Origin of the sequence: Plantibacter sp. MMLR14_011, from assembly GCF_001865025.1 — a bacterium.
GTDB lineage: Bacteria > Actinomycetota > Actinomycetes > Actinomycetales > Microbacteriaceae > Plantibacter > Plantibacter flavus_A.
Genome location: NZ_MJGW01000072.1, coordinates 56,980 through 71,492, shown reverse-complemented (window position 1 = coordinate 71,492; position 14,513 = coordinate 56,980). Strand labels below are relative to the sequence as shown.

15 protein-coding genes are annotated in these 14,513 nt (G+C 70.0%); 11 read left to right on the top strand and 4 right to left on the bottom strand.

The window, feature by feature from the left end:
- The first annotated feature begins 1 nt into the window (after position 1).
- The 9 genes from BIU99_RS17020 to BIU99_RS16980 all read left to right on the top strand — a co-directional run bounded on the left by BIU99_RS17020 (position 2) and on the right by BIU99_RS16980 (position 9,214).
- The gene (locus BIU99_RS17020) at positions 2 to 2,113 is read left to right on the top strand and encodes a biotin carboxylase N-terminal domain-containing protein (protein WP_071262318.1); all 2,112 of its coding nucleotides are present in this window, start codon (positions 2 to 4) and stop codon (positions 2,111 to 2,113) included.
- The gene (locus BIU99_RS17015) at positions 2,110 to 3,276 is read left to right on the top strand and encodes an acyl-CoA dehydrogenase family protein (RefSeq protein WP_071262317.1); all 1,167 of its coding nucleotides are present in this window, start codon (positions 2,110 to 2,112) and stop codon (positions 3,274 to 3,276) included. Before BIU99_RS17020 ends, BIU99_RS17015 begins: the two co-directional genes overlap by 4 nt.
- A gap of 7 nt (positions 3,277 to 3,283) precedes the next feature.
- Positions 3,284 to 3,781, top strand: a complete 498-nt coding sequence (locus tag BIU99_RS17010) for a MaoC family dehydratase (protein ID WP_071262384.1) — start codon at positions 3,284 to 3,286, stop codon at positions 3,779 to 3,781.
- Complete coding sequence (locus BIU99_RS17005; protein WP_071262383.1) at positions 3,778 to 4,623, top strand: CoA ester lyase; 846 nt, start codon at positions 3,778 to 3,780, stop codon at positions 4,621 to 4,623. Before BIU99_RS17010 ends, BIU99_RS17005 begins: the two co-directional genes overlap by 4 nt.
- Before the next feature lie 171 nt (positions 4,624 to 4,794).
- Entirely contained in the window at positions 4,795 to 5,874 is a 1,080-nt protein-coding gene (locus BIU99_RS17000; protein ID WP_079002693.1) for an aldo/keto reductase, read from the top strand.
- Positions 5,875 to 5,944: 70 nt separating this feature from the next.
- Positions 5,945 to 7,312: a pitrilysin family protein gene (locus BIU99_RS16995; protein WP_071262316.1), complete on the top strand. Its 1,368-nt coding sequence runs from the start codon at positions 5,945 to 5,947 to the stop codon at positions 7,310 to 7,312.
- The gene (locus BIU99_RS16990) at positions 7,313 to 7,915 is read left to right on the top strand and encodes a histidine phosphatase family protein (protein WP_071262315.1); all 603 of its coding nucleotides are present in this window, start codon (positions 7,313 to 7,315) and stop codon (positions 7,913 to 7,915) included.
- 46 nt (positions 7,916 to 7,961) lie between these two features.
- Complete coding sequence (dapB, locus tag BIU99_RS16985) at positions 7,962 to 8,780, top strand: 4-hydroxy-tetrahydrodipicolinate reductase (RefSeq protein WP_071262314.1); 819 nt, start codon at positions 7,962 to 7,964, stop codon at positions 8,778 to 8,780.
- Between the two features lie 11 nt (positions 8,781 to 8,791).
- Entirely contained in the window at positions 8,792 to 9,214 is a 423-nt protein-coding gene (locus BIU99_RS16980; protein WP_217485360.1) for a hypothetical protein, read from the top strand.
- A gap of 23 nt (positions 9,215 to 9,237) precedes the next feature.
- Here BIU99_RS16980 and BIU99_RS16975 read toward each other — a convergent pair whose 3' ends face one another.
- The 4 genes from BIU99_RS16975 to BIU99_RS16960 all read right to left on the bottom strand — a co-directional run bounded on the left by BIU99_RS16975 (position 9,238) and on the right by BIU99_RS16960 (position 11,668).
- On the bottom strand, positions 9,238 to 10,128 hold the full coding sequence (locus tag BIU99_RS16975) for a TIGR01777 family oxidoreductase (protein ID WP_071262312.1): 891 nt from the start codon (positions 10,126 to 10,128) through the stop codon (positions 9,238 to 9,240).
- Between the two features lie 39 nt (positions 10,129 to 10,167).
- On the bottom strand, positions 10,168 to 10,593 hold the full coding sequence (locus tag BIU99_RS16970) for an OsmC family peroxiredoxin (RefSeq protein WP_064294452.1): 426 nt from the start codon (positions 10,591 to 10,593) through the stop codon (positions 10,168 to 10,170).
- Between the two features lie 128 nt (positions 10,594 to 10,721).
- Complete coding sequence (locus BIU99_RS16965) at positions 10,722 to 11,222, bottom strand: DUF4395 domain-containing protein (RefSeq protein ID WP_071262311.1); 501 nt, start codon at positions 11,220 to 11,222, stop codon at positions 10,722 to 10,724.
- A complete protein-coding gene (locus BIU99_RS16960) occupies positions 11,219 to 11,668 on the bottom strand; it encodes a thioredoxin family protein (protein ID WP_231884286.1) in 450 nt (149 codons plus the stop codon). The genes BIU99_RS16965 and BIU99_RS16960 overlap by 4 nt, the downstream gene beginning before the upstream one ends.
- A gap of 93 nt (positions 11,669 to 11,761) precedes the next feature.
- Here BIU99_RS16960 and dapA point away from each other — a divergent pair, with 93 nt between their 5' ends.
- The gene (gene dapA, locus BIU99_RS16955) at positions 11,762 to 12,739 is read left to right on the top strand and encodes a 4-hydroxy-tetrahydrodipicolinate synthase (protein ID WP_064294450.1); all 978 of its coding nucleotides are present in this window, start codon (positions 11,762 to 11,764) and stop codon (positions 12,737 to 12,739) included.
- 20 nt (positions 12,740 to 12,759) lie between these two features.
- Entirely contained in the window at positions 12,760 to 14,436 is a 1,677-nt protein-coding gene (locus BIU99_RS16950; RefSeq protein ID WP_064294449.1) for a ribonuclease J, read from the top strand.
- Positions 14,437 to 14,513 lie beyond the last annotated feature (77 nt).

Below are 14,513 nucleotides of genomic sequence, written 5' to 3'. Positions count from 1 at the left end.
CATGACGATCCAGACACCGAACCGGCCGGGCCAGGCGTCCGCGCGTCCCTTCCGCTCCGTCCTCGTCGCGAACCGCGGCGAGATCGCCTGTCGCATCATCCGCACGCTCACAGCGATGGACATCGAGAGCATCGCGGTCTTCAGCGACGCCGACCGCGACGCCCCGCATGTCCGGCTCGCGGACCGCGCCGTCCGCCTGGGACCCGCGCCGGCTTCGGACAGCTATCTCGATGTCGACGCCGTCGTCCGGGCCGCCGTCACGACCGAGGTCGAGGCGGTGCACCCGGGCTACGGCTTCCTGTCCGAACAACCCGCGCTCGCGAGGGCGCTCGCCGCTGCCGGGATCGTCTTCATCGGACCGGACGAGCGCGCCCTGGTCCTCATGGGCGACAAGATCCGGGCGAAGGAGCACGTCGCGGCTCGAGGCGTCCCGATCATCGAGGGCGTCGCCGACGCCTCGCTCGACGACGACGCGCTCGTCCGTGCCGGCGTCGCCATGGGCTTCCCGCTCATCGTCAAGCCGGCGGGCGGAGGCGGCGGCAAGGGGATGCAGGTGGTGGAACGCGCCGAGGAGCTCCCATCGGCCATCGCCTCCGCGCACCGGGTGGCCGAGGCGGCCTTCGGCGACGCCACGCTCCTCCTCGAGCGGTTCGTCACGAGACCCCGGCACATCGAGGTGCAGGTGCTCGCGGACGCCCACGGTGCGGTCGTGCACCTCGGGGAGCGCGAGTGCTCGCTCCAGCGTCGGCACCAGAAGGTGGTGGAGGAGTCCCCGTCGCCGCTCATCGACGACCGGCAGCGGGCGCGACTCGGCGAGGCGGCCTGCACGGTCGCCCGGAGCGTCGGCTACCGAGGGGTGGGGACCGTCGAGTTCCTCGTCGCCGACGACCGACCCGACGAGTTCGCCTTCCTCGAGATGAACACGCGGTTGCAGGTGGAGCATCCGGTCACCGAGCTCGTCACGGGGCTCGACCTCGTGGAGTGGCAGGTGCGCGTCGCCGCCGGTGAACCGCTGACGATGACGCAGGAGGAGGTCGTCCTGCGTGGTCACGCGGTGGAGGCGCGGCTGTACGCGGAGGACCCGTCGAGCGGCTTCCTGCCTCAGACCGGGGTGCTCGAACGGGTGTGTCTGCCGCAGGGGCCAGGGGTCCGCGTCGACGGCGGCATCGTCGCCGGGCAGTTCGTCGGCCCGTGGTACGACCCGATGCTCGCGAAGATCGTGTGCTGGACCGAGGATCGCGGGACCGCGCTCCGGCGACTCGACGCCGCGCTCGCGGCGACGGTGGTCTTCGGTGTCCGCACGAACCTCGGCTTCCTCCGGCGGCTCCTCGCCGACGAGGACGTCGTCGCGGGACGGCTGCACACCGGTCTCATCGCCGAACTGCTCGACGACCGTCCGTCCGACTCGATGTCCGAGCGGATTTTGACCGCCGCGGCGCTCGCCGAAACGGAGGACCGGCGATTCGAGGCCGAAGCGCGGACCGCCGGACTCGGGACGCCGTGGTCGGATCCGGGTGGGTGGCGCCTCGGCGCGGCAGCACCGACGCGACAGCACCTGCGACTGGAGGACGGACGCATCGTCCGCATCGAGGTGCGCGGCTCGAGCGACGACGCGAGCGTCTCCGTCGATGACGCGGCACCGACGCGGGCCGCGGTCCTCAGCCGGTCGGACGGCACCCTGCGGTTCGAGCACGGCGGTGTCAGCACCCTCCTGGAGACCGTCCGCGTGGGGGACGAACGATGGATCGCACTCGACGGTGCCATCAGTGTGGTCGAGGTGGTCCCTCGTGAGGCGCTCCCAGCCGGCGGGGATCCGACTGCGGCCGGTGCGGTCGATCCGGAGGTGCGGACGCCGATGCCCGGCACCGTCACGGCGGTGCACGTCACGAGCGGCGACGCCGTCACCGCCGGTCAGCCGCTCGTCACCGTCGAAGCGATGAAGATGGAGCACCTCCTCACCGCCACGACCGACGGCACGGTCACCCTCCACGTCTCCACGGGTGGCACGGTCGCAACCCGTCAGTCGGTCGCGACGATCGCCGCAGACCACGTCGCAGCCCACCTGAACGCAGCCCCAACCGATGCAGCACCCACGAACGGAGCATCAGCATGAACACCGAGCTCAGCCCCGAGCACCAGCGGATCGTCGACACGGTCAAGGCGTTCGCCGACGAGGTCGTCGCGCCCGCCGCCTACCAGTACGACACGGAACGGCGTCTGCCGTACGACATCATCGCGCAGATGGGGGAGCTGGGACTCTTCGGGCTGCCGTTCCCGAAGGAACTCGGCGGCGGGGGGATGGACTACTTCGCGCTCTGCCTCGCCGTCGAGCAGCTCGGACGCGTCGACCAGAGCATCGGCGTCACCCTCGAGGCCGGCGTCGGCCTCGGAGCCATGCCGATCTACCTGTACGGCACCGACGCCCAGCGCGAGGAATGGATCCCGCAGCTCGCGAGCGGGCAGGCGCTCGCCGCCTTCGGTCTCACCGAGGCGCGTGCCGGCAGTGATGCAGGCGCGACGGAGACCACCGCCGAGCTCGTCGACGGTGAGTGGGTGATCAACGGCACGAAGCAGTTCATCACCAACTCCGGGAGCGAGATCACCCGTCTCGTGACGGTCACGGCCGTCACGGGGGAGCGGGTCCGATCCGACGGCCGGGTGACGAGGGAGCTGTCGTCGATCCTCGTGCCGGTCCCGACGCCGGGCTTCGCCGCGCTACCGCCCTACGACAAGGTCGGCTGGCACACCTCCGACACCCACCCGCTGCGGTTCGAGGAGGTCCGTGTACCGGAGGGCAACCTGCTCGGCGAACGCGGGCGCGGATACGCCAACTTCCTCACCGCGCTCGACGGTGGACGGATCGCCGTGGCCGCGCTCGCCGTCGGAGCAGCCCAGGGCTGCCTCGAGGAGGCGATCCGCTACGCCAAGGAGCGGGTCGTGTTCGGTCGGGCGATCGGCGACAACCAGTGGATCGCCTTCCGGATCGCGAAGATGCAGGCGCGGGTCCACACCGCCAGGCAGGCGTACTACGACGCCGCGTCGCGCATGCTCCGGGGAGCGCCCTACAAGATGGAGGCCTCCATCGCGAAGATGGTCGCCGGGGAGGCCGCGATGGACAACGCCCGCGACGCGACCCAGATCTTCGGCGGCTACGGGTTCCTCAACGAGAACCCGGTGGCGCGGCACTACCGGGACTCGAAGATCCTCGAGATCGGTGAGGGCACCACCGAGGTGCAGCTCATGATCATCGCCCGCGAACTCGGCTTCGCGTCGTGAGGTCATGATGACCGACTCGTCCGAGACGTCGTCCGGCCCCGTGATCGAGCAGCGAGGTCTGTACTTCGAGGAGTTCGTGGTGGGTGCGACCTACCGCCATCGCCCCGGGCGCACCCTCACAGAAGCCGACAACGTCCTGTTCTCGACCCTCACGATGAACGGGCAATCACTGCACGTGGATGCCGCGTGGTCTGCGACCGGGCCCTTCGGGGAACGGCTCGTGAACTCGATGCTGACCCTCTCGACGCTCGTGGGGCTGTCGGTCGCGCAGCTCACCGAGCAGACGATCGTCGCGAACCTGGGCTTCGCCGACGTCGCCTTCCCGAATCCGATGCACCACGGCGACACGCTGTACGCCGAGACGCTCGTGACGGCCAAACGGCTGTCGTCGTCGAGGCCGGGCGAGGGTGTCGTCACCCTGCTACACACGGGTCGGAACCAGGACGGCGTCGTCGTCGCGACCGCGACCAGGAGCACGCTCGTCCAGTGCTCGGGTGCATCGTGACCGGCGCCGCGGCGTTCGACCTGGGGCCGGCGATCCTCTTCGTCCCGGCGGACCGCCCCGACCGCTTCGCGAAAGCGGCCGCGCGCGCGGACGCCGTCATCCTCGACCTCGAGGACGCCGTGGCCCCGGCCGACAAGCCGGCCGCCCGCCGGGCGATCATCGACCATCCGCTCGATCCCTCACGCACGGTCGTCCGGGTCGACCCGGCTGGCACCGTCGACTTCGACGACGATGTCGCGGCACTCGCGGACACCGCCTATCGCACGGTGATGCTGGCGAAGACGGAGACGACCGCGGCGCTCGACCGGCTCGTGGACGCGATCCCGGACGTCCGGATCATCGCGCTGTGCGAGACCGCTGCCGGTGTCGTGCAGGCACCCGCGTTGGCCGCCCATCCTGCGGTCCTCGCGCTCATGTGGGGCTCCGAAGACCTCATCGCCTCCCTGGGCGGCACGAGTAGCAGACTGGCCGACGGGCGATACCGGGACGTCGTCCGACAGGCTCGCTCCTCGGTGCTGCTCGCCGCGGGAGCCGCCGGGGTGGCCGCGATCGACGCGGTCCACCTCGACATCGACGATCTCGACGGGCTCGCGGACGAGGCGGCGGACGCGGCCGCCGTCGGCTGCATCGCCTCCGCCTGCATCCACCCGGGACAGGTCCCGACCGTTCGCGCCGCCTACCGCCCGGACCCCCGCTCGGTGGCAGCGGCGCAGGCCCTGCTCGACGCCGCAGCGGGAGCGGCCGGCGTGTTCCGGCACGAGGGACGCATGGTCGATGAGCCGCTCCTGCGGCACGCGCGACTCGTGCTCGCCCGTGCCGAGGTGACCGTCGATCCGAGGTGATCGACCGACTCCAGCAATCGTTACGAATCAGTTGCCACCCGGTCGTGATGTCGTCCAGCCGAAGTCGCCGGTCTCCTCTAGCCTGGTGAGCAAGCACCGGCCCGTCGCTCCACGCACGGATCCCGACGGTGCAGCGCGTCACCGGTCGGCGGACCGAGAGAGGGGCAGGGGATGCCACACCTCTGGCGCTCGTCGAGCACCCGTGGCAGTTCTCTCGTCGGTGGAGCAGCGGACGGCGTCGACGACGACGCGAGTCGGCGTCCCGAGCAGCTCGTCCCGCACCCGTCCTTCCCGACGCCCGTCCAGGACCCCGAGCCGTCGGAGGCACCGAGGCGCACGATCGGCGACTCCGAGTTGTCGGTCTTCCCGGTCGTGCTCGGCGGCAGCGTGTTCGGTTGGACCGTCGACCCCGACACGACGTCGGACATCCTCGATCGATTCCACGACTCCGGCGGCAACATGGTCGACACCGCCGACAGCTACGCTGGCGGACGCAGCGAGATCCTCATCGGCAACTGGATGCGGAAGCGCCGCAACCGGGACGACATGGTCGTCGCGACGAAGATCGGCCGGCACCCCGACTACCCGGGTCTCGGCTCGGTGAGCATCATCCGTGCGGTCGAGGCGGCGCTCGAACGGTTGCAGACCGACCACATCGACCTGCTGTCCTTCCACGACGACGACCCGAGCATCCCGTTGGCGGACAGCCTCGGGACGGTCGACTGGTTGATCGAGACCGGCAAGGTCCGCTACCTCGGCACCTCGAACACGACCCCCGAGCGGCTGATGGAGGCGCGGATCCTCTCGGCGAGCGGCTTCACCCAGTTCGTCGCGCTCGAGACGCACTACAGCCTCATGCACCGGGAGCCGTACGAGAGCACCCTCGCGCTCGTCGCGACGGCCCAGCACCTCGGTGTCCTGCCCTACTTCGCCCTCGCGAACGGGTTCCTGACGGGCCGCTACCGAACCCGCTCCGACCTCGACCCGAGCACCCGCGGCAGTCGCGCCGCGACCCATCTCCACCGCCGTGGTCTGCGGGTCCTGCACGTCCTCGACGAGATCGCGGAGGAGAACCGTTGCACGGTCGCCTCGGCCGCGCTCGCCTGGGCCATGTCACGTCCCGGCGTCGTCGCGCCCATCGCGAGCGCGTCCCAGCCGGCTCACGTCGACTCGCTCATCGCGGCGGCCGACGTGCGGCTGAGTCGTGGGCAGATCCTCGAGCTCGACCGCGTCTCGGGTCGCTTGCGCTGAGTCGACCGGCGGGCGCCCGTGCACCGACGCTCGCGCGCGACGCCCGGGAACCTGACGTATGGTTGGGGTGATGAACGCCGCCGTCGACCTTCCGCTCACTCGTCCCGAGCTCGCGTTCACCGCATCCGGGGACGCGCTCGTCCGCCGGACGGTCCTGCCCAACGGGCTGCGCATCCTGAGTGAACACATGCCGGGCAGCCGCAGCGCCACGATCGGCTACTGGGTGGCCGTCGGTTCCCGCGACGAACAACCGGCGACCGCTGATCGACCGGCGACCTTCGGCTCGACGCACTTCCTGGAGCACCTCCTGTTCAAGGGCACGCCGTCGCGTTCCGCCCTCGACATCGCGGTCGCCTTCGACGCCGTCGGCGGCGAGCACAACGCGCTCACGGCCAAGGAGCACACCTGCTACTACGCCAAGGTGCGCGATCGCGACCTGCCGATGGCGGTGGACGTCATCACCGACATGCTCACCTCCTCGCTGCTCGACCCGGAGGAGTTCGAGAACGAACGCGGCGTCATCCTCGAAGAGCTCGCGATGATGGACGACGATCCGGGGGACGTCGCCAACGAACGGTTCTTCGAGCGCGTGCTCGGCGAGCACCCGCTCGGGCGTCCTATCGGCGGTCACCCGCAGTCGATCATCGAGGTCGGCCGGGACGCCGTCGTGGCGCACTACCGGGCCAACTACCGCGCGAACGACGTCATCGTGACGGCGGCCGGCGCGGTCGACCACGACGCGCTCGTCGCCCAGGTGTCCGAGGCGCTCGTGCAAGCGGGCTGGCCGGCGGACGCGGTGGCCGCACCGGTCGCGCGTCGGACGCTCGCTCCTGCTGCCATCGTCGGAGGCTCGCCCCTCTCGGTCGTGCACCGTCCCACCGAGCAGGTCCACCTGCAGATCGGCGGAGCGGGCCTCATCGCAGGCGATGAGCGACGATTCGCCATGAGCATGCTCAACTCCATCCTCGGCGGCGGCATGTCCAGCCGCCTGTTCCAGGAGATCCGCGAACGACGCGGGCTCGCCTACTCGGTGTACTCGTTCGCCGGCAGCTACTCGGACGCCGGCGTCTTCGGCCTCGCTGCAGCCTGCTCCACGGCGAAGGCGGCGACCGTCGCCGAACTCATGCTCGCCGAGCTCCACCGGCTCGCCGAGCACGGCGTGACGGACGAGGAGTTGTCGCGCGCGCTCGGGCAGCTGAGCGGCGCCTCGGCGCTGGCGCTGGAGGATTCGGACTCGCGTATGAGCCGCCTCGGTCGAGCGGAGCTGACCCTCGGCGAGTTCATCGACCTCGACGAGAGCATCCGTCGCCTGCAGTCGGTCGGTCAGGACGACGTCCAGCAGCTCGCGCAGCACCTCGCCGCGCAGCCCATCACGGTGTCGGCGGTCGGAGCCGTCGACGAGGACACCTTCGCTCCGATCATCGCGGGGGTGCGTTGAATGTCCCATTACCTGTATCTCGTCAGACACGGCGAGCAGCAACACGCTGAGCACGGCTTGCCCGACGGACCGCTGTCGGCACGCGGTCGGCGCCAGGCGCAGCTGCTCGCGGAGCGCCTCGGCGGTGTCCCGATGACCGCGGCGTGGCACTCGCCGTTGCAGCGTGCCGCGGAGACCGCCCAGATCATCGCCGAGCGGATGCCGGCCGTCACACCGGAGCCGTCGTCGCTGCTCTTCGACTGTGTCCCGAGCGGTCGCACACCGGAGACGCCGTCGGCGTTCGACCCCTTCTTCGGTTCGATCACCGAGGCGGAGATCGAGGCGGGCGAAGCGCAGATGGCCGACGCCGCGGCCGAGTTCCTCTCGCCGAAGCGCGGCGACCATCACGAGCTGCTCATCACGCACAACTTCGTCATCGGGTGGCTCGTCCGCGAGGCGCTCCAGGCACCCGCATGGCGCTGGGTGAGCATCAACCAGGCCAACGGCGGACTGACGGTGCTGCACCAGCGCGCCGGGCGTCCGTGGAGCCTCATCACCCACAACGACCTCGCGCACCTCCCCATGGAGCTGCGCACGGGACTTCCCGAGCCGCACATCGTCTAGTCGGCGGCCCGCCTCCTCCCGGACGGGCAGCACGTAAGCTGAGGGCATGACGACACGAGTGGCGCTGGCCGGCGCGAGCGGCAAGATGGGCCGACTGTTCACGAGCATCATCGGTTCACTCGACGACTTCGAGCTGGTCGCATCGCTCGGTTCCTCGAGCGAGCTGCGCGAGATGGACGAGGCGGACCTCGTCGTCGACGTCACGGTCCCGGGTGTCAGCCAGCGGATCGTCGACCACGCCGTCGCTCAGGGGATCAACGTGCTCGTCGGGACGAGCGGCTGGTCGGCCGAGCGTATCCAGCGACTCGACCGCCGGCTCGCCGAGCTGCCCGAGCAGGGCGTCGTCATCATCCCCAACTTCTCGCTGGGGTCCGTCCTGTCGACGAGTCTCGCGACCGTCGCGGCCCGCTTCTTCGACTCGATCGAGATCATCGAGTCCCACCGCGACACGAAGGTGGACTCGCCCTCCGGGACCGCCGTGCGCACCGCCGAGTTGATGATGGCCGCTCGTGGCGACCGTGGGCCCGTCGCCGCTCCGCACACCGACCAGCGGGCGAGGGGACAGCAGGTCTCGAGCATCCCGATCCACAGCCTGCGGCTCCAGGGCGTCGTCGCCCGCCAGGAGGTCGTGTTTGGTGGCGTCGACGAACTCGTCACGATCACGCACGACACGATCTCGCCAGCATCCTACGAGCGGGGCATCCGGCTCGCCCTCGTCGCCGCCCGCGACGCCCGGGGGGTCACCGTCGGTCTCGACAGCCTGCTCGACCTCGGACTCGATCGCCCAGGGCCGGCGGGTCGGCGGCCCGCCCAGGGGGCGCCCGAGCACGTCTCCGGCCAGGCCGCGGCGGCCAGCGCCCTGTGAAGACCCGCGTCATGGTCGCGGTCATCGCGGCCCTGCTCGTCCTCTACATCGTCCTCGTCGGGTACCGTGCCGTCGTCCTCCTCGGCACGGGTGAGCCTGTCGGCATCGCCATGGGTGCGGCGCTCATCGTCCTGCCGATCCTCGGCGTCTGGGCGCTCTGGCGTGAGATCGCCTTCGGGCTGGGCGCCGAGCGACTCGGAGTCCGCCTCGAGGCCGAGGGCGGCCTTCCGCCCGAGCAGGTCGAGACCCGCGAGAGCGGCCGGCCGATGCGTGATGCCGCAGACGAGTTGTTCCCGAAGTACCGCGACGCGGCCGAGGCCGCTCCCGACGACTGGCGATCCTGGTACCGCCTCGGACTCGTCTACGACGGTGCCGGAGACCGCCGCCGCGCACGGCAGGCCATCCGACAGGCGATCCGGCTCTCGCGGAGCTGACCGGAGCGGCGGCGTCCCGTCGTTCAGTCGCGGGCGAGTGCTTCGGCCAACGCCTGCTCGACGGTCGGCGTGCTGAACGTGAAGCCGTCGTCCAAGAGCCGACGAGGTTCGACGCGCTGATCGCTCAGCAGCAGTCCGTCGGCGGCGTCGCCGAGGAGCGCCTTCAAGGCGAACGTCGGGACGCGCAGCAGATAGGGCCGGTTCATCCGTCTGGCGAGCTCGAACATGAGGTCGTCGGCGCGGGCGGCCTGCGGACCGCACAGGTTCACCGGTCCGGAGAGCGTCGAGGTCAGCAGGTGGGTGATCGCCCGGACCTCGTCCTGCAGCCCGATCCACGGCCAGAACTGGCGGCCCGAACCGAGCGGACCGGCGACCCCGAACCTGGTGAGCGGTGCCAGCGGCTTGAGCACGCCTGCCAGGTCGACGACGATGCCGTTGCGGAGCAGCACGGTGCGGACGGCGTCGGGCGCCGCGAGCGCCGAGTCCTCCCAGGCGACGACGACGTCGGCGAGAAATCCGGCCCCTCTGGAGGAGTCCTCCGTGAGGGTCTCTCCGGGACGGTCGCCGTAGTACCCGACCGCCGAACCACTGAGGAAGGCGGCCGGTGGCTGCTCCGCCCGGTTCATGGCGTCGACGAGGGTACGGGTGGCGCTGAGTCGTGACCAGAGGATCGTGGATCGGTAGGCCGCCGTCCACGGCAGCTTGCCGAGGGAGGCCCCGGAGAGGTTGACGACCGCGTCGGCGCCGCTCAGGACTCGCGGGTCCAGCGTTCCTGCCAGCGGATCCCACTCCGCTTCTCCGGCACCGCGCGCCGGACGTCGTACGAGCCGGACGACCTCATGGCCGTCGGTCTCGAGGGAGCGCCCGAGCGCCGTTCCGATGAGCCCGGAGGCCCCGCCGATCACGATGCGCATGCGCGTCGCCTTCCTGGTCGTGCTGCTGGACGGTGGTGGTTACGCGAGGCTGGCTTCGAGGGTGATCGGGATGCCGGCGAGCGCCTGCGAGACCGGACAGCCGTCCTTCGCCGCCGTGGCGATGCGCTCGAAGTCGGCCTCGGAGATGCCGGGCACGACCGCGCTGACGAGCAGGTGGCTGCCGGTGATGCCGGTGCCGGGGGTGAAGGAGACCGCTGCGGTCGCCTGGATGCGCTCCGGCGGGAATCCGGCGCTCGTGAGTTCGTTGGCGAACGCCATCGAGTAGCAGGAGGCGTGCGCAGCCCCGAGCAGTTCCTCCGGGGTCGTCGTCGTGTTGGATCCCTCGGAGCGTGCCTTCCAGTCGACCGCGAACTCGGCCGCTTCGGAGGTGTCGAGGCTCGTGTGCCCCGATCCCTCGAAGAGCGTGCCGTTCCAGACCGTCGTGGCTTCGCTTGTTACCGCCATGGTGCAACCTCCATCGTCGGGCCGTGCAGGAGCGCATCGGCACTGGTGTTCGTGGGGTCAGCCTAACCGGATCGACCTGGACGGTCACCCCGTCGACAAACGGTGTCGTCAGGTGCTTCGGGCCGCCGTCACGCCTGTCGCCCGATGACACGGGCACGGAGGAGGAGCACATACAGGCGGCAGCCGAGGCAGAACCCGAACGCCGCGTTGAGGAAGGCGGCGACGAAGGCGGCACCGGCGGAGACGGCGAGGGATCCCGGCACCCCGATGAGGTGCAGCACGAGTCCGATCGCGACCACCACCAGGCCGACGCCCTGGGCGAAGGTCGGTGGTTCAGGTGCCTCGAGTTCGGTGGGCGGGCCGAGCCTCGGGCGGATGAGGCGTCGGAAGACGACGCCGTACGGGTGGCGTCGGATCCCGGCGAACGCGCCCCACGCGAACAGGGCTGCGATGACGACGAGGAGGACGAAGGCCGGTTGGCCGGCCCGCGCGGGCGGCGTGTCGGCGAGCGGCGCCGTCAGCGCGAGGAAGACGGCGACGAGGAGGAGCACGGCGGTCATGGTCGCGCCGAACCGCGGGCTGCGCGGGTCGATGCCGGTCGGCTGTGCTGCTGGAGGGTTCGAGGTCATGCCGGTCTCCCGAGGACGGATCGCAGCTCGCCGGCGAGCACCGCACGGCGTGCGGCCCCGGAGAACCGACCGCGCACGATCCCGGCGCGGTCGAGGAGGAGGACGGTGGGCGTCTGCAGGACGGCGAAGCGGTCCGCGAGGTCGGGACGGTGGGTCAGGTCGACGTCGAGGACGCCCACGCCCGCCTCCCCGTCGGCCAGCTCGTGCAGCAGTCGTCTGGTGCCGGGGCACAGGGCACAGAACTCGGTGCTGAACTGCACCAGGGTGGCCGATCGGCCGAGCGGAGTGGTCGTCCCGAGTGCCGCCGGCGAGAGGCGGTCGCCGTCGGTGCGGTGCGTCGCACGCCCGCTCCGTGCACGCACGATCAGACCCACCGCCGTCGTGGACAGGACGAGGACGAGGATCAGTGAGAGGGCGGCCGTCGGGTGCATGGTGTCCGTCAGCATAGGGTCCGGGTACCGGTCCCTGAGCCTCTGTGACGCGAGGTGACGCCTGTGCGGATGGTGACCCGCACGAGGGAAACCCGATAGCCTGAGAGCGTGTCGCGTGCAGAGAACCCCTTCGGTCAAGTCCTCGTCGCCCTGGTGACGCCGTTCACCGCCGACGGCGAGGTCGACTGGAAGGCCGTCGAGCGACACATCGACGACGTCGTGACCGCGGGGGCCGACGGCATCGTCGTCACCGGCACCACGGGTGAGACGTCGACGCTGACGGACCCGGAGAAGGTGAAGCTCGTCGAGGTCGGCAAGGCCGTCGCGGGCGGGCGCGCGAAGATCATCACCGGTGGTGGCTCCAACGAGACGGCCCACGCGATCGAGCTCGCGAAGAAGAGCGAGCAGGCGGGCGCCGACGGCAACATGATCGTCACCCCGTACTACAACAAGCCCACCCAGGCCGGCGTGCTCACCCACTTCCGCATGATCGCCGACTCCACGGATCTGCCCGTCATCCTCTACGACATCCCGGGGCGGACCGGCATCCCCATCACCTATGAGACGATCCTGCGTGCGGCCAAGCACCCGAACATCCTCGCGGTGAAGGACGCCAAGGGCGACCTCAGTGAGGTGAGCCGGGTCATGAACCAGACGGACCTCATGTACTTCGCCGGCGACGACGCCAACGCACTGCCGACGCTCGCCATCGGCGGCACCGGCCTCATCGGCGTCACGGCCAACATCGCGCCGACGCCCTACCGACACATGGTCGACGCGGTGAACTCCGGCGACCTCGTCGCAGCGACCGCCGCGCACCGGCAGCTCGAGCCGCTCGTGCGCGCGGTCATGACCCACGTCCCCGGCACCGTCGCCGCCAAATACATCTTGCACGGCCTCGGCCGGATCCAGAGCCCGCGGGTACGTCTTCCGCTGGTCGGTCCGGAGGAGTGGGAGGCCGCGCAGATCGAGGATGAGATCGACCTGGTGAAGGACATCCCAGGCGTCGACTTCCGCAACTTCCGGCCAGACCGCAACGCCGCCGCCGGTGGCGCGCTGCCCAAGGTCGCCGGTACGACTCGCTAGACAAACCAGAGGGGGGCTACATGCCCAATACCATCATCGATCCGCCAGTCCTCGAACCGGGGACGCTCCGCGTCATCCCCATCGGAGGACTCGGCGAGATCGGCAGGAACATGACCTGCTTCGAGATCGACGGCAAGATCCTGATCGTCGACTGCGGCGTGCTCTTCCCCGAAGAACACCAGCCGGGCGTCGACCTGATCCTTCCCGACTTCACCTCCATTAAGGACCGGCTCGACGACATCGTCGGGGTCGTGCTCACGCACGGTCACGAGGACCACATCGGCGCCGTGCCCTACCTCCTGAAGCTCCGCAAGGACATCCCGCTGATCGGTTCCGGCCTGACGCTCGCGCTCATCGAGGCGAAGCTCAAGGAACACCGCATCGTCCCCTACACCCTGCCGGTGAAGGAGGGCCAGATCGAGGCGCTGGGGCCGTTCGACCTCGAGTTCGTCGCGGTCAACCACTCGATCCCGGACGCGCTCGCGGTGTTCATCGACACCGACGCCGGCACGGTCCTCGTGACCGGTGACTTCAAGATGGACCAGTTGCCGCTCGACGGCCGCCTGACGGACCTCCGCGCCTTCGCCCGCCTCGGTGAAGAAGGCGTCGACCTCTTCCTCGTCGACTCGACGAACGCCGACGTTCCGGGATTCACGCCGCTCGAGCGGTCCATCGGGCCGGTCCTCGACCAGGTCATCGCGAAGTCCGAGCGCCGCGTCATCGTCGCGAGCTTCTCGAGTCACGTGCACCGCGTCCAGCAGGTCCTCGACGCGGCTCACGCCCATGGCCGGCGGGTCGCGTTCCTCGGTCGGTCCATGGTGCGCAACATGGGTATCGCAGCCGACCTCGGGTATCTGAACGTCCCCGAGGGCCTGCTCATCGACTACAAGAAGGCGAAGGACCTCCCCGAGGACAAGATCGTCTACATGTCGACCGGGTCACAGGGCGAGCCGATGGCCGTCCTCAGCCGGATGGCGAACCTCGACCACGCGATCGAACCGGGCCCGGGCGACACCGTCATCCTCGCCTCGAGCCTCATCCCGGGCAACGAGAACGCGGTCTACCGGGTCATCGACGGCCTGACGAAGCTCGGCGCCACCGTCGTCCACAAGGGCAACGCGAAGGTCCACGTCTCCGGTCACGCGGCCGCCGGTGAGCTGCTGTACTGCTACAACATCCTTCAGCCGAAGAACGTGCTCCCGGTCCACGGCGAGTACCGTCACCTCGTCGCGAACCAGAAGCTCGCGATCGACAGCGGAGTCCCGGCGCAGAACACCTTCATCGGCGAGGACGGCATCGTCATCGACTTGAAGGACGGCGTCGCGAAGGTCGTCGGGCAGCTCGACGTCGGGCTCGTCTACGTCGACGGCTCGACCGTCGGCGAGATCACCGACGCCGACCTCAAGGACCGTCGCATCCTGGCGGAGGAGGGCTTCATCTCGGTCATCGTCGTCGTCGACTCGAAGACCGGGCACATCATCTCCGGCCCCGAGGTGCACGCGAAGGGCTTCGCCGAGGACGACAAGGTCTTCGCCGACATCAAGCCGAAGGTCGCCAAGGCACTCGCCGAGGCGGCGGAGAACGGCGTCCGCGACACGCACGCGCTGTCGCAGGTGATCCGTCGGACCGTGGGCCGCTGGGTCAACACGTCCTTCCGTCGCCGCCCGATGATCGTCCCGCTCGTCATCGAGGCCTGATCACCGGACGGGTCCGTTCGGTCCCACCCGCCAGGAGGCGGTCGGACATCATCCGCGAGGGTGATGTCCGGCCGCCT

What these genes read in the sequence shown, in the direction of transcription:
- BIU99_RS17020 (WP_071262318.1), top strand. Translation starts at nt 2, where the DNA reads ATGACGATCCAGACACCGAACCGGCCGGGCCAGGCGTCCGCGCGTCCC.
- BIU99_RS17015 (WP_071262317.1), top strand. Translation starts at nt 2,110, where the DNA reads ATGAACACCGAGCTCAGCCCCGAGCACCAGCGGATCGTCGACACGGTC.
- BIU99_RS17010 (WP_071262384.1), top strand. Translation starts at nt 3,284, where the DNA reads ATGACCGACTCGTCCGAGACGTCGTCCGGCCCCGTGATCGAGCAGCGA.
- BIU99_RS17000 (WP_079002693.1), top strand. Translation starts at nt 4,795, where the DNA reads ATGCCACACCTCTGGCGCTCGTCGAGCACCCGTGGCAGTTCTCTCGTC.
- BIU99_RS16995 (WP_071262316.1), top strand. Translation starts at nt 5,945, where the DNA reads ATGAACGCCGCCGTCGACCTTCCGCTCACTCGTCCCGAGCTCGCGTTC.
- BIU99_RS16990 (WP_071262315.1), top strand. Translation starts at nt 7,313, where the DNA reads ATGTCCCATTACCTGTATCTCGTCAGACACGGCGAGCAGCAACACGCT.
- dapB (WP_071262314.1), top strand. Translation starts at nt 7,962, where the DNA reads ATGACGACACGAGTGGCGCTGGCCGGCGCGAGCGGCAAGATGGGCCGA.
- BIU99_RS16980 (WP_217485360.1), top strand. Translation starts at nt 8,792, where the DNA reads ATGGTCGCGGTCATCGCGGCCCTGCTCGTCCTCTACATCGTCCTCGTC.
- BIU99_RS16975 (WP_071262312.1), bottom strand. Translation starts at nt 10,128, where the DNA reads ATGCGCATCGTGATCGGCGGGGCCTCCGGGCTCATCGGAACGGCGCTC.
- BIU99_RS16970 (WP_064294452.1), bottom strand. Translation starts at nt 10,593, where the DNA reads ATGGCGGTAACAAGCGAAGCCACGACGGTCTGGAACGGCACGCTCTTC.
- BIU99_RS16965 (WP_071262311.1), bottom strand. Translation starts at nt 11,222, where the DNA reads ATGACCTCGAACCCTCCAGCAGCACAGCCGACCGGCATCGACCCGCGC.
- BIU99_RS16960 (WP_231884286.1), bottom strand. Translation starts at nt 11,668, where the DNA reads ATGCTGACGGACACCATGCACCCGACGGCCGCCCTCTCACTGATCCTC.
- BIU99_RS16950 (WP_064294449.1), top strand. Translation starts at nt 12,760, where the DNA reads ATGCCCAATACCATCATCGATCCGCCAGTCCTCGAACCGGGGACGCTC.